Source organism: Streptomyces sp. UW30, assembly GCF_008042075.1.
Classification (GTDB): Bacteria; Actinomycetota; Actinomycetes; order Streptomycetales; family Streptomycetaceae; genus Streptomyces.
This window is the reverse complement of record NZ_RDBN01000049.1, coordinates 47421-59991: the sequence shown is the minus strand read 5'-3', so window position 1 is coordinate 59991 and position 12571 is coordinate 47421. Positions and strand designations below refer to the sequence as shown.

Sequence of the window (12571 nt, the reverse complement as noted above, 5' to 3'; positions counted from 1 at the left end):
GGACTCACCCCATGAAGACCATGAAACGCCGCATATTCCTCTCCGGTACGGCCGCCGCGGGCGGCGCCCTCGCGGTCGGCACGGCCGGACAAGGCACCGCAGGAGCGGCCGAACTCCGGCAGGCACCCGCGGCCGCGCCCGCCGAACCGGTCCTGGTGGGCCCGGCGGACCGCCGCTATGCCGACCTGCGCCGCGGCACCAACCAGCGCTGGGTCGGCAGCCCGGAACAGATCCGCCTCGTCACCACCACCGAAGAGGTCGTGCGAGCCGTCCAGGACGCGGTGGACTCCGGACGCCGGCTGGCCGTACGCAGCGGCGGCCACTGCTACGAGGACTTCACCACCCACGAGGACATCGCCGTCGTCCTGGACCTGTCGCAGATGGCCGATGTCTCGTACGACGCACAGCGCCGCGCATTCGCCGTACAGCCCGGCGTGCCCCTGGGCCGTGTCTACGAGCGCCTCTACAAGGGCTGGGGCGTCTACCTCCCGGCCGGCAACTGCCCGAGCGTCGCGGCCGGCGGACACATCCAGGGCGGCGGCTACGGCTCGATGAGCCGACGGGACGGGCTCGCGGTCGACCATCTGTACGGCATCGAGATCGTCGTGGTCGGAGCGGACAAGAAGGCACGCGTGGTCACCGCCACCCGTGAGGCCGATGACCCCAACCGGGAACTGTGGTGGGCGCACACCGGCGGTGGCGGCGGCAACTTCGGTGTGGTGACCCGCTACTGGCTGCGCTCGCCCGACGCCGTCGGCACCGAACCGGCCGATCAGCTACCGGCCCCGCCCCGTGAGGTGTGGCTGAGCGAGGTCGCCTGGCCCTGGCAGGACCTGAACCAGAGCCGCTTCACCCGGCTGATGTGGAACCACGGCGACTGGCATGCCCGCAACAGCGCCCCCGACTCCCCGTACACCGCACTGTTCAGCCAGCTCAAGCCCTTCCACAAGTCGGCCGGGGCGGTGGTGCTCGACTCACTGGTCGATGCCGGCGCTCCAGGCGCCGAGCGCATGCTGCAGGGCTACATCGACGCGGTGTCGGCCGGTGTGGGGGTGAAGCCGCAGGTACGTCAGTACCGGCGTATGCCGTGGCTGCACGCGACCCAGTGGCCCGGCTTCACCGGCCCCGACCCCACCGTCAGGTTCAAGGGCAAGTCGGTCTACGCCAAACGCAACTACACGGACGCGCAGATCGCGGCCGCCTACCGGCATCTGACGCGTGACGACTTCGCCAACCCCGGCGCTCTGCTGATGATCGCGTCCTATGGAGGCGCGGTGAACAAGGTCGGCGCCCACGCCACCGCGGTGCCCCAGCGTGACTCCGTACTGAAGTACCAGGTCGTCTCCCTCTGGAACGACGCGGCCGACGACGCGGCCAACATCGGCTGGGTCCGCGAGTGCTACCGCGACATGTTCGCCTCGACCGGCGGTGTGCCGGTGCCGAACGACATCAACGACGGATGCTTCGTCAACTACGCCGACGTGGACCTCGGTGATCCCCGCTGGAACACCTCCGGCGTCCCCTGGCACGACCTCTACTACAAGAACGGCTACCGGCGGCTCCAGAAGGTCAAGGCCGCCTGGGATCCCACCGGCTTCTTCCGGCACGCCCAGTCGATCCGTCCTGCCTAGACCCGGCCCGGCACCACGCCGCCCGCCGTCTCCTCACGTATCCAGGTGGTCCTCGTGTCCCATGCCCGTTCCACGCCCGAGCCGGCTGCCCGGCTCTCGTCCCTCACCGGGATGCGGTTCCTCGCCGCCTTCCTCGTGTTCCTCTTCCATCTGTCACTGCTCGACGCCTATTCGGCCCCCGAAGGCGAGCACGGTCCGTTCGCCGCCGCGCTGAAGAACGGCGGCTGGGCGGGCGTCACCTTCTTCTTCATCCTCAGCGGCTTCGTCCTGACCTGGTCGGCCAGGGACAAGGACAACGCGCCCGCCTTCTGGGGCCGCCGGCTCGCGAAGATCTACCCCAACCACGTCGTCACCTTCGTGCTCGCCCTCGTCCTGTACGCGTCGGCTTCCGCGACCCTGGACCGGGCCGTGCCCAACTTCTTCCTGCTCCAGGCGTGGATACCGCGCGACGACGTGTTCTTCAGCATCAACAACCCCAGCTGGTCGCTCTCCTGCGAACTGGTCTTCTACCTGCTGTTCCCGGTACTTCACCGGAAGGCGTGCCGGATCGAAGCCCGTCGACTGTGGTGGTGGGCCACCGGTGTGGCCGCCACGATCGTGGTCCTTCCGCTGATCGCCCAACTCGTCCCCGCAGGCGTCGAGTTCGGGCCGAACCACGCCAACTCCCCGCTGTACGGCCACTCGATCAACCAGATGTGGTTCGTCTACATCCTCCCGCCCACCCGGGTCCTCGACTTCGCGCTCGGCATCCTGATGGCCCGGATCGTGCTCTCCGGCAAGTGGATCAAGCTGGGTGTCCTGCCGGCCCTGGCCCTCAGCGTGATCGGCTACGCGGTGAGCCTGAAGGTGCCTTTCCTGTTCTCCCTGAACGCGGTCGTCGTCATCCCGTTCGCCCTGCTCATCGCGGCGACCGCGGCGCGGGACGCACAGGGCGTGGGGACAGCGCTCGGCGGCCGCGTGTGGGTGTGGCTCGGTGAAGTGTCCTTCGCCTTCTACCTGGTACATCAGACGCTGCTGTCCTTCACACAGGAACGCCTTGGTTTCCGGGAGGCCGACTCCGCCGTCGAGGCGGTCGGGGTCGCCGCGCTCGTCGCCGCGGCGAGCCTGCTGCTGGCCTGGCTGCTGTACGTGGGAGTCGAGCGGCCGGCGATGCGCGCCTGGTCGCGCCGAGCGCGGGCCCGTGCCCGGGACCGGGAGGCGAAGGGCGCCGCCGCCCTGCCCGCCGAGCCGAAGACCCCGATCCGGGAGGACAGCGAGAAGGCCGTCACCGCCGACGTTTCCTGACCCCCTCGCCGTGTGCCCATGGCCAGAGACCCTCCGGGCCATGGGCACGCGCCCCGGCCAGAAGCCATTCGGGCTGTGGGCACGCGCTCCGGCGCTGCGACACGAACCCGCGTCGCGGCGCCGGCGCGTCCCGCGGCTCACCTCTGAGGAGCATCACCATGCCCTTGCCCGTCCTCGCGATGATGCTCTGCACCTTCTGTGTCGGCACCGCGGAAAGCGTCATCGCCGGAATCCTTCCCAACATCGCCGGCCACGTCGGCGTATCCCTGAGTGCCGTCGGCATGCTGATCAGCGTGTACGCGATGGTCGTGGTGATCGCCGGCCCGTGCCTGACGGCCCTCACCGTCCGGTTGCCCAGGGCCGTCCTGCTGCCCGGCATGATGGGCGTGTTCATCCTCGGCAATGTCATCGCCGCACTCGCCCCGGGTTTCGGGTGGCTGGTCGCGGGCCGGATCGTGAGCGCTCTGGCCCACTCCACCCTCATCGCCGTCTTTGTCGCGTCCGCGCGTGACATGGCGCCGCCTCACCGGCGGGCCGCGTCAGGAGCCAAGGTCACTCTCGGCATCGGCCTCGCGACTGTCGTCGGCGTGCCGGCGGGAACGCTGATCGGCGACAACTGGGGCTGGCGTGCCACGTTTTGGGCGTTGGCCGTACTCAGTCTGCTGTCGACGCTGCTGCTCATGCGCCACAACGTCCCCGAGCCGACACCGGCCGAGGACCTCGGCGCCCACCCCAAGGCCATGGACAGCCGCCGCGGCTTCACCATTCCGGTCCCCATGATCCTTGTCGCGTCGGCCATCGTGCTGGGCACCGGTGGTGTGTTCGCCCTGTACACGTACGCGTCTCCCTACCTGACGCACGTCGCCGGATTCGAGTCCTCCACCGTCACCGTCCTTCTCTGGCTCTACGGTTTGGGCGGTATCGCGGGCAACCTGCTCGGCGCCCGGGCGGCAGACCGTCATCTGACCGCCGCGGCACTCACGACCCTGGGCACCGCCGCGGCCGCCCTGCTCCTGCTCGTCCTGCTCGTCGACAACGCCTGGGCGGTGGCCGTCCTGTTCTGCGTTCTCGGTGCCGCGTACTTCGCCACCATCCCGGCGCTCAACTCTCAGATCGTCGCCTCCGCAGGCCCCACGTCGGCCGCGATGGCACTCACCGTCAACAATTCGGCCTTCTGCGTCGGAATCGCGCTCGGCAGCTGGCTCGGGGGCGCCATCCTGGCACGCGGGCACAGCGTGCTCCTGGTCCCGGCGGGAGGCGCCGTGCTGGCGGCCGCAGGGCTGCTGGTGAGTGGAGTCACCAGTTGGCTGCTGCGCACAAGGCCTGCGATGAGCGAGCCCCGGATCCCGGCCGAGGTATGAGAACGGCATTTGCCGGCGAAGCTGTCGGCCGGTGACGACGAGGCGTTCGCGGCTGCAGGTTGGGGCGTCGGTCATGCTGCGCTGCACACGAACGATGATCGATTGTTCACGCCGGTTACGCACTGTGTCTGGCGCTCTTGTCGTACGCCTCCTGGTGGCGTCGGACCTCGGTGTGATGCTCGGAGCTCCAGGCGGCCAGGTGCTCGATGGCGGAGAGCAGGGAGGCGCCGAGGCCGGTGAGGGAGTACTCGACCCGGGGCGGTACCTCCGCGTGGGCAGTGCGGTCGACCAGGCCGTCGCGCTGCAGGCGCTTGAGGGTGAGGGTGAGCATGCGACGGGAGATGGCGGGGATCGTGGTGTCGAGGTCCGAGTAGCGGGCCTCGCCGGCGGCCAGGGCGCCGATGACCAGCATGCTCCACTTGTCGCCCACCAGGTCGAGGATCTCGCGGATGAAGTCCGCGTCCTGCTCGTCCCAGCGCGCACACGGGCCCGAGAGGCGCAGTACGTTCGCCCGCGCCTCGCCGGTGGAGGCCGCCTGGCCCTCATCGCTGTTCACGGATGACGCCCTTCCGATGTTCCTCGGGAACATAAAAGTGCCTTTTGTAACGTTCTTTCCGTTCCTGCACAGTGGCCTACGCGCCAGGCGTCAACGCCCTGGTCGAAGCGGTCGTTCTGCGCCCAGGGCGGCAACCGTCGGGCACTTCCAGCGTATTCCCGCCTCGTCGTCCCCGGCACTGTTCCCCCCTGCCGCGCCGGCGCCGCACCCTCGCGAGCCGAAAGGATGTGCCCAGCCATGGAAGGGCTCAAGGACAAGGTCTTCATCGTCACCGGAGGCGGATCGGGCATCGGCGCGGCCACCGTGCGGCGGCTGCTGGCCGAAGGTGCCCGGGTGTCAGCGGCCGGTACCGACGCCGAGAAGCTCGCGCGGGCCCGCGAGCAGGCGGCGGAAGCGGCCGATCGGCTGCTCACGGTCCAGTTCGACCTTCGGGACGAGGCTTCCATCGCTTCCCTGGTCGCCCGGACCACCGACCACTTCGGCCGGCTCGACGGCGTCGCCAACGTGGCTGCCGCCGTCGGCGCGGACCTCCTGGCCCGTGACCAGGGCGTCGACACGATGGATCCCGAGGTGTGGGCCGAGATGATGCGGATCAACGTCACCGGCGCCGGGCTCGTGATCCGCGAGAGCCTGCCGGCGATGGTCGCCTCGGGCGGCGGCTCGATCGTCAACGTCTCCTCCCTGGCGGCGTGGCAGCCGGAATCGTCGCCCGCCGCATACGCCTCGTCCAAGATCGCCCTGCATGCCCTCACCCGCCACACCGCTCACGCGTGGGGCAAGAAGAACATCCGGGCCAACGCCGTCGCCCCCGGGGTCGTCCTCACGGAGAACGTCCGTGCCGGCACGCCCCCCGAGGTCCGCGAGGCCCTGCTGACGAAGACCGCGCTCCCGCGGCTCGGCGAGCCCGAGGACCTCGCCTCCATGATCGCCTTCCTGCTGTCCGCGGAGTCCGGCTGGATCACCGGCCAGATCCTGTCGGTGGACGGCGGCCTGACCATGCGCGAGTAGTTCGGCTCCATAAATGACCGGGGTTACCGCACTCAGCAGTCGGTGCGGGGTCACTTGGGAACATAAAAGTGCCTTTTGTAACCCTCGTCGCGCTCCTGCACAGTGGACTGCAGGCGGCGCATTCCCGCCTCATCGCCTCCGGCCTCAAGGAAACGGTGAGCCTCGCCGCCGTCGAATAAAGGGTCGGTCCTTATCAGGAAAGGATATTCACATGAAGAAGATCGCACTGGGATGCGAGGGGCTCCAGGTCTCACGTCTGGGCCTCGGCTGCATGGGCATGTCCGGGGGCTACACCGGCGCCGGCACCGACGACGCCGGGTCGATCGCCACGATCCACCGAGCCATGGAGCTGGGCGTCACCTATTTCGACACCGCTGAGATCTACGGTCCGTACACGAACGAGGAACTGCTGGCCAAGGCGTTCGCCGGTCATCGCGACGAGGTGGTCATCGCCACCAAGTTCGGTCAGATCAACCACCTCGTGCCCGAGGAGAACGGGCTGCCGGTCCTCGGGCTGAACGGCACTCCCGAGAATGTGCGGCGGGCGGTCGAGGGCTCGCTGCGACGTCTGAACACCGACTACATCGACCTCTACTACCAGCACCGGATAGACCCGGGAACGCCGATCGAGGACACGGTCGGGACGCTTTCCGAGCTGATCGAGGAAGGCAAGATCCGCCACTACGGGCTGTCGGAGGCGGCGCCCGCCACCATCCGGCGTGCGCACGCCGTGCACCCGGTGACCGCGATCCAGACCGAGTACTCGCTGTGGACGCGCGACCCCGAGGCCGAAGTGCTCCCCACCGTGCGTGAGCTCGGCATCGGCTTCGTGCCCTACTCGCCGCTCGGCCGCGGCTTCCTCACCGGCACGATCCGCTCGCTCGACCAGCTCGACGCCGAAGACTGGCGCCGGTCCAACCCGCGCTTCGAGGGGGACAACCTGGAGGCGAACATCCGGATCGTGGAGCAGGTGGACGACGTAGCCAGGCAGCTCGGCGCGACGCCCGCTCAGGTTGCGCTCGCGTGGCTGCTCGCGCAAGGCGACGACATCGTGCCCATTCCCGGCACGCGCCGGGTCGCCAACCTGGAGCAGAACGTGGTGGCGGACGAACTGGTGCTCTCGGCCGAGCAGCTGGAGCAGCTGTCCGAGGTGGCGGCGCCCGTCGGCGACCGGTACGCCGACATGAGCCGCATCAACCGGTAGTCCACGCCCGTTCGGAGGGGTCCCGGCTCGCGTGAGTCGAGATCACTCGGCAGATGCGCGATGGCCTGATGGCGCTCCTGGGGGCCGAAGAGGTTCTGTGCCTGCCTGGTGGGATCACCGATCCCGGCATCGGCCCGACGCCACGAGGCAGCACTCCCCAGAGCCGGCCTCAGCCAACAGCCAGGACCTCATTGATGAGCAGTGTGTTCTCCCGGTCCGCAGCGTCGCCGACGGCGAATTGGCCGCGGACGTAGGCGTACGCGATGCCGAGGCGTGGGCTCGCGAACGCGGCGGAGCCGGCTGCCCCCGAGTGGCCGAAAGCGTGGGAGCCGAGGGCAGGGTAGCGGACGTCGTAGAGCTGGAAGCCCAGCGTGAACCGGCTCTCGGCCTTGGTGACGAGGTCCGGCCCCACCGAGTGGGGCCGGGTGAACGTGGCGACCGTATCCGCCGTGAACAGCGGCGGAGTCCCGTCGAGACCGCCGAGGAGAGCCGCGTACGCTCCCGCCGCACCCCGTGCGGAGGCGACACCGCCCGCCGAGCCCTGGCCGAGTTCCCGGACGCGCCGGACGTTCGAGAAGGTGGCCAGGTCGGGCAGGTGCCGGGTGCTGAAGGCGATGGCGCCCAGGTCCTGGCCCTCCGGGGGTCCTCGGGGGCGGTGATCTGTCCGGGCTCCGGGGCGGCGGGTCGCATCGGCCGGTAGCGGGGTTCCAGATCCTGCGGCAGGCCCAGATGGAAGCCCAGCCCGTGCGGGCGGCGCACCCGGTGCTCCCACCAGTCGTGCAGGGTCCGGCCCGTGGCACGGCGTACGACCTCGCCGACGAGTGCGCCGATGACCAGGCCGTGGTAGCCGAAGGCCGTGCCGGGCTTCCAGTATGGCTTCTGTGCGGCGAGCCGCTCGGCGAGCACACGGTCGTCGGCCAGTTCCTCGACGGTGAAGTGCTCGTCGATGCCGATGACGCCGGCCTGGTGGGCCAGCAGTTGCCGCAGGGTGATGTCCTCCTTGCCGGCCTGCCCGAACTCCGGCCAGTACGCGGCCACTTCCCGGTTGAGGTCGAGGACTCCGTCCTGGACCAGCAGGGCGACGACCATGAACACCGCGCCCTTGCTCACCGAGTACACGCCGAAGAGCGAGTCGCCGTCCACCTCCGGACCCGCCCAGAGGTCCACCACCAGCCGTCCGTCCCGGTACACCGCCAGCTGTTGTCCAGGGGCCTCGGGCTGTGCGTCGATCACGTCGGCGAAGGCGGCGCGCACTCCTTCGTACCCGCTGTCCGTCCACCCGTGCACCGGGTGTGGCTCATAGGCGTTCAAGTCGGTATCTCCTCCTTGGTCGGCATCAGCGGGACCGGCCCCGGTCGATCCGCCGGGCGGGGGACTCACAAGGCCCTGACATGGCTGGTGACGCGTCCCTCCTCGTACAGGTGGAAGGTGAGCGCGAGTGGGGCTCTGCGCCTGGGCATGTCCGTTCGCACCTGCCGCCGACACATCGCGGACACCATGGTCGAACTGGGCGCCCAGAGCCGCTTCCAGGCGGGATACCTGTGGGCCATGCGCGCCCGACGGAACTCGGCGTAGCAGCGGGACGCCGGCCCGCTCCCGACGAGGGGACTTCACCAAGTCGCGGGCTGCGAGCGCTACGACGGCCTGCTGCGTCTGCACATCCTGCCGACGTTCGGCGGCAGAGACCTGGACGAGATCGCCCCGCCCTCCGTCCGCACGTGGCGAGCCGGGCGCCTGAAGGCGACCAGTACTTGTCGTTGGGCTGGTAGCGGCGAGACCAACGGTGAGCCGTGTCCAGTTCGTTGAGGATCATCGCGGCGCGTTCGGCGTCGAGCGGCTGTGCCGGGTGCTGGAGGTCTCCCGGTCCGGGTTCTACCAGTGGCTGAAGGCTGCCCAGGCCCGCCTGGCGCGGGCGAAGGTCCGCACCACCATCCGTGATCCAAACGACAGGCCCTGGGCCGGGCACCCTGACAGATGTCAGGTACCCGGGGCCGCCCCCCGTGCCCTTCACTAGGAACAGGTTCGCGAAGGTGTACCGCAGTCTCGGCGTGACCCGCTCGTGCGGAGCGGTCGGCACAAGCGCGGACAATGCCGCTGCGGAGAGCTTCAACGCCGGCCTGAAAGAGAGATCAAACGGTGTCCACGCTTCGGGGGAAGCCCTCCACGCCAGTTCGACCTTGCCCCGGGAGCATGCCGATGAAGCGGGCCGACGGCCCACGCCGGACGGTGGTATCGAGTGGACGCAGCACGCGACGCGCGACCACCACGGTGGGGGCGATCGCCGCGCTGGTCTCGCTCGTCCTGACCGGATGCACGGCGGGCACCGACGCGGCCCACCGCGCCTCGCCGGCCGGCGAGAAGCTCACCTACGCCCAGGACCTGCGGATCTCCGACGCCGAGCAGCACCTCGTCGCGCGCTGCATGAGGAAGCAGGGTTTCCGCTTCTGGGAGGAAAAGTCGCTGAGCCTGGAGGAGAGCCGGCCGGTCGGTTACGTCCAGGACGACGTCGACTGGGCGCGCAGCCACGGCTACGGCAGCCGGATCACGGCGAAGGAGGACCGCGCCCGCCTGCGCAACCCCAACATCGCCTACCGCAAGACCCTTTCCCGCCCGCGCCAGAAGGCGTACGACATCGCGATGGACGGCGGTCAGGACGCCGTACTGCTGACGTCGCGGACACCGTCCGGCGGCACCATCACCAAGCGGTCCGGCGGCTGCGCCGGCCAGGTCGAGAAGATGCTGTACGGCGATCCGGCGGCATGGTTCCGCTCCGACGCGACCGTCAGCAACCTGCGTCCCCTGTACGTGGGCAAGCTGCTGCGCGACAAGGAGTTCAAGAGCGCGGTGGGCGCCTGGTCGCGCTGTATGGGCAAGGCGGGCCACCCCTTCCCCGACCCTGCCGCGGCCCGCCGATCCGTGCGCGAGCACAGCGCGGAGCAGACCCGGGCCGAGGAGGCCAGGACCTTCGCGAACGAGACGCGGATCGCGGTCGCTGACGCCACCTGTGCCCGCTCCGTCTCCCTCCGCTCGATCGGCGAGCGGCGCGAGGCCCATTACGTCGGCGAACTGGCCGGAAAGTACGGCGACGTCCTCGACGCCCGCCTGCGGATGCAGCGGCGCGCCCTCGCGCGCGCTGAGCGCATGGTCCCCGCCCGCACCTGATCCGGGCCGCGCAGGCCCCGACTTCCGTGACCCCACGTCACGGACAGACCCGCGACGACGCTCGCGGATCGTCACCCCGCCCACGCCGCCCACGAGGCGGATGCAGAACAGGAATTCGTCATGCGCAAACTGACCGTCTCCGTCGCCACCCTGGGCATCGCGGCCCTCGGCATCGCCATACCGACCGCCGCCCACGCGGGCCCCGGCTGCAATGCCGACTGGAACTCGCACGGCCGTGACGGCAACGTCCGCGCCTGGGACGGCACCGACTGCGGCGGGACGCTCCTCGGCGTCACCCCCGGCAACGACCCCGCGTGGGGCGACGGCTCCGGGCCCTTCCAGGGCTCGGACGCGGACAGCGCCTCGTCGGTCATGAACAGCGGTTTCCTCGGCGGCAAGGACGTCGTGGCCTTCTACTGGCGCGAGCAGCCGGACGAAACGTCGTACGGCTGCCTCAGCCCGGGCGAGAAGTACGTGGACGACCTCAGCCGGAACCGCTTCACCAACGACGCGAACATGAACAACAACATCCGGTCGCACGTCTGGGTGACCGCGAGCGCCTGCGCCCCGGGCTCCTTCATCAGCTGAAGCCCCTTGTACCAGCCGTAGGGGGCGGGTTGGTGGCGTCGCACCGAAGTGGCCCGCCCCCTTCTCACAGGGGTGGCCCCTCCGGACCTCGGACCACGGCCGATCAATCGGTGACCCGGGCCTGCTGGTCCTCCGCCTTGTCGGGGAAGACCAGACGCACACCGCAGCCGATCACCCCGAGACAGCTCAGTATGACGACGAAGCGAGCGACCCTCGCGGCGCCGTCCCACTCGGTCGAGGGCCCGAGAGCCAACCAGAAATCGAGACCCATCGCCGCGATCACCAACACCACGCCAGTCAGCCGACGCACCCCGTGCTCCATTCCCCCGCGATCTCCGAGCAAACCAGCCGATAACTCTACCTGTCGGTAACTGCACCTGAAGCCAGGCCCGTTGGCGGTCGGCCGACAGTCCCGTCCTGCTCAAGCGCGTCCCGGGTTCAGAAGCGGCTGACCATGCCCGGGATACCGTGCGGCGTCGGCAACGGCAGCGCCGGCCGTGAAGCGGCTGTGGCCCCAGGGCGTGGTGTCAGTGCGAGGCAGGTCGGGTGGCGGGCTGGAGTCGGAACGAGACGGCTTCCATCAGGCGTTTGCGCTGCGTCTTCTGGACGGCGGCGATCCGCCAGCGGCCGTCGGACTCGCGGACGACCGTGTAGGTGGCGAGCTTGCCCAGGCGCTTCGGCCTGCGCTTGCCGACGTCGCCGTACGTGGTGACGACCGCGGTGTCGGCGCCGTAGAAGCGGATGTCGTTGATCTCGACGGTCAGTTCGGTGCCCTTGAGGAACCCGTCGAACAGGGCCTGATGGGCGCGGCCGATCTCGCTCCCGCCGCGGTAGACGGTGCCGGCGAAGGTCACGTCGGTCGCGTCGTGCGTGAAGCACCGGCCGTACGCGGGTCCGTCGCCGTGGTTCCAGGCCGCGCGGCTCTCCTCCAGGAGGGCGCGGATGGCGGTGGCGTCCGTTTCGCGTGCGAGGTGGGCGTTGTCGGTCATCACTTCTCGGCCTCCGGCTTGGTGGACGGGTCCCACAGGAACGAGATGCGCTCCATGACGGACTGGCGCTTGGTGTTGTGGAAGGCGGCGATCCGCCAGTCGCGGCCGCTCTGGCGGACCAGCGTGTAGGTCTGGGTCTTGGACAGTTCGCTCGCCTTCTTGGGCGTGCCCGTGTACGTGTCGCCGCGGGTGGTGACGATCGCCGTGTCGGGGCCGTAGAAGCGGATGCCGAGGAAGGAGTCGGCGAGCCTGGTGTCCTTGAGAAAGCCGTCGAACAGGGCGCGATGGGCCGCGGTGATGTCCTTGCGGCCCTGGTAGTGGGTGCCGACGTAGGTGGTGTAGGTGGCGTTGGGGGTGAAGCGCTCGCCGTACGCGGTGGCGTCGCCGCGGCCCCATGCGTCGGTCATCGAGCGCAGTGCGTCGCAGACCGCCCGGTGGTCGTCGGCCGTCGGTGCTCCGGCGGCGGTCGGGGTGATGTCCGGGGTCACCACGCCGCAGTCGCTCTGGCCGAGGTTGCGTACGTCGGAGGTGGCGTCCAGCCACAGGTACGCGGATCCGGCGGCGACGGTCAGGGCCAGCGCGGTCGCGCCCAGGACCCGTTTGACGGTACGGCGGCGGGAGCGGCGGGGCGGGGCCGGGGTGATGGTCGGCTCGGGCGGTGCGACGGTGGCGGTGGCGGTGCTCATGATGTTCCCCCTCGTGGTAACTTCATAGAAGAAGTAGCTGCGTTGCAGATTTATCTTCCTTGAGGAAGAGATTAGGGAGTGGAGAAGCCTGTGTCAACGTCG

The 12571-nt window shown here is 69.6% G+C and carries 13 protein-coding genes and 2 pseudogenes; 10 read left to right on the top strand and 5 right to left on the bottom strand.

What is annotated here, in order from left to right; translation table 11 throughout:
• Window positions 1–11: 11 nt before the first annotated feature.
• The 3 genes from EAO75_RS33415 (at window position 12) to EAO75_RS33405 (ending at window position 4276) form a co-directional block, all read left to right on the top strand.
• Window positions 12–1631 carry an FAD-binding oxidoreductase gene (locus EAO75_RS33415; protein WP_147998908.1) on the top strand — a complete coding sequence of 540 codons (1620 nt, stop codon included), beginning with the start codon at window positions 12–14 and terminating at the stop codon, window positions 1629–1631.
• A 54-nt stretch (window positions 1632–1685) separates the two neighbouring features.
• Window positions 1686–2915, top strand: a complete 1230-nt coding sequence (locus EAO75_RS33410) for an acyltransferase family protein (RefSeq protein ID WP_261989529.1) — start codon at window positions 1686–1688, stop codon at window positions 2913–2915.
• 158 nt (window positions 2916–3073) lie between these two features.
• Window positions 3074–4276, top strand: coding sequence for an MFS transporter (locus EAO75_RS33405; RefSeq protein WP_147998907.1), 1203 nt, complete (start codon window positions 3074–3076; stop codon window positions 4274–4276).
• Between the two features lie 115 nt (window positions 4277–4391).
• Here EAO75_RS33405 and EAO75_RS33400 read toward each other — a convergent pair whose 3' ends face one another.
• On the bottom strand, window positions 4392–4832 hold the full coding sequence (locus tag EAO75_RS33400; RefSeq protein ID WP_261989528.1) for a winged helix-turn-helix transcriptional regulator: 441 nt from the start codon (window positions 4830–4832) through the stop codon (window positions 4392–4394).
• A gap of 237 nt (window positions 4833–5069) precedes the next feature.
• Between EAO75_RS33400 and EAO75_RS33395 the strand changes: the two genes are divergently transcribed.
• Both EAO75_RS33395 and EAO75_RS33390 read left to right on the top strand, forming a co-directional pair.
• Window positions 5070–5840 (top strand): SDR family NAD(P)-dependent oxidoreductase, encoded by a 771-nt coding sequence (locus EAO75_RS33395; protein ID WP_187284684.1) that lies wholly within the window; start codon window positions 5070–5072, stop codon window positions 5838–5840.
• A gap of 211 nt (window positions 5841–6051) precedes the next feature.
• Window positions 6052–7044, top strand: coding sequence for an aldo/keto reductase (locus EAO75_RS33390; protein ID WP_147998904.1), 993 nt, complete (start codon window positions 6052–6054; stop codon window positions 7042–7044).
• Window positions 7045–7158: 114 nt separating this feature from the next.
• Here EAO75_RS33390 and EAO75_RS48340 read toward each other — a convergent pair whose 3' ends face one another.
• On the bottom strand, window positions 7159–8355 hold the full coding sequence (locus tag EAO75_RS48340; RefSeq protein WP_315987535.1) for a serine hydrolase domain-containing protein: 1197 nt from the start codon (window positions 8353–8355) through the stop codon (window positions 7159–7161).
• Window positions 8356–8472: 117 nt separating this feature from the next.
• On the opposite strand from EAO75_RS48340, the gene EAO75_RS33380 reads away from it, so the two are divergent.
• The 5 genes and pseudogenes from EAO75_RS33380 to EAO75_RS33360 all read left to right on the top strand — a co-directional run bounded on the left by EAO75_RS33380 (window position 8473) and on the right by EAO75_RS33360 (window position 10794).
• Entirely contained in the window at window positions 8473–8619 is a 147-nt protein-coding gene (locus tag EAO75_RS33380; protein ID WP_410092509.1) for a hypothetical protein, read from the top strand.
• A 54-nt stretch (window positions 8620–8673) separates the two neighbouring features.
• Window positions 8674–8796: pseudogene (locus EAO75_RS47740) on the top strand (site-specific integrase); the annotation flags it as partial.
• Between the two features lie 275 nt (window positions 8797–9071).
• Window positions 9072–9167, top strand: a pseudogene (locus EAO75_RS33370) (integrase); the annotation flags it as partial.
• 73 nt (window positions 9168–9240) lie between these two features.
• A complete protein-coding gene (locus tag EAO75_RS33365) occupies window positions 9241–10206 on the top strand; it encodes a hypothetical protein (RefSeq protein WP_187284683.1) in 966 nt (321 codons plus the stop codon).
• A gap of 120 nt (window positions 10207–10326) precedes the next feature.
• Window positions 10327–10794 (top strand): hypothetical protein, encoded by a 468-nt coding sequence (locus EAO75_RS33360; protein WP_147998902.1) that lies wholly within the window; start codon window positions 10327–10329, stop codon window positions 10792–10794.
• 103 nt (window positions 10795–10897) lie between these two features.
• On the opposite strand, the gene EAO75_RS33355 is transcribed toward EAO75_RS33360, so the two are convergent.
• The 3 genes from EAO75_RS33355 to EAO75_RS33345 form a co-directional block, all read right to left on the bottom strand.
• Window positions 10898–11104 carry a hypothetical protein gene (locus EAO75_RS33355; RefSeq protein WP_261989527.1) on the bottom strand — a complete coding sequence of 69 codons (207 nt, stop codon included), beginning with the start codon at window positions 11102–11104 and terminating at the stop codon, window positions 10898–10900.
• 217 nt (window positions 11105–11321) lie between these two features.
• Window positions 11322–11783, bottom strand: coding sequence for an SgcJ/EcaC family oxidoreductase (locus EAO75_RS33350; RefSeq protein ID WP_147998901.1), 462 nt, complete (start codon window positions 11781–11783; stop codon window positions 11322–11324).
• Complete coding sequence (locus EAO75_RS33345; RefSeq protein WP_147998900.1) at window positions 11783–12469, bottom strand: SgcJ/EcaC family oxidoreductase; 687 nt, start codon at window positions 12467–12469, stop codon at window positions 11783–11785. The genes EAO75_RS33350 and EAO75_RS33345 overlap by 1 nt, the downstream gene beginning before the upstream one ends.
• Window positions 12470–12571: the final 102 nt, after the last annotated feature.

Coding starts and splice junctions, on each gene's coding strand:
- EAO75_RS33415 (WP_147998908.1), top strand. CDS start 12: ATGAAGACCATGAAACGCCGCATATTCCTCTCCGGTACGGCCGCCGCG.
- EAO75_RS33405 (WP_147998907.1), top strand. CDS start 3,074: ATGCCCTTGCCCGTCCTCGCGATGATGCTCTGCACCTTCTGTGTCGGC.
- EAO75_RS33395 (WP_187284684.1), top strand. CDS start 5,070: ATGGAAGGGCTCAAGGACAAGGTCTTCATCGTCACCGGAGGCGGATCG.
- EAO75_RS33390 (WP_147998904.1), top strand. CDS start 6,052: ATGAAGAAGATCGCACTGGGATGCGAGGGGCTCCAGGTCTCACGTCTG.
- EAO75_RS33365 (WP_187284683.1), top strand. CDS start 9,241: ATGAAGCGGGCCGACGGCCCACGCCGGACGGTGGTATCGAGTGGACGC.
- EAO75_RS33360 (WP_147998902.1), top strand. CDS start 10,327: ATGCGCAAACTGACCGTCTCCGTCGCCACCCTGGGCATCGCGGCCCTC.
- EAO75_RS33350 (WP_147998901.1), bottom strand. CDS start 11,783: ATGACCGACAACGCCCACCTCGCACGCGAAACGGACGCCACCGCCATC.
- EAO75_RS33345 (WP_147998900.1), bottom strand. CDS start 12,469: ATGAGCACCGCCACCGCCACCGTCGCACCGCCCGAGCCGACCATCACC.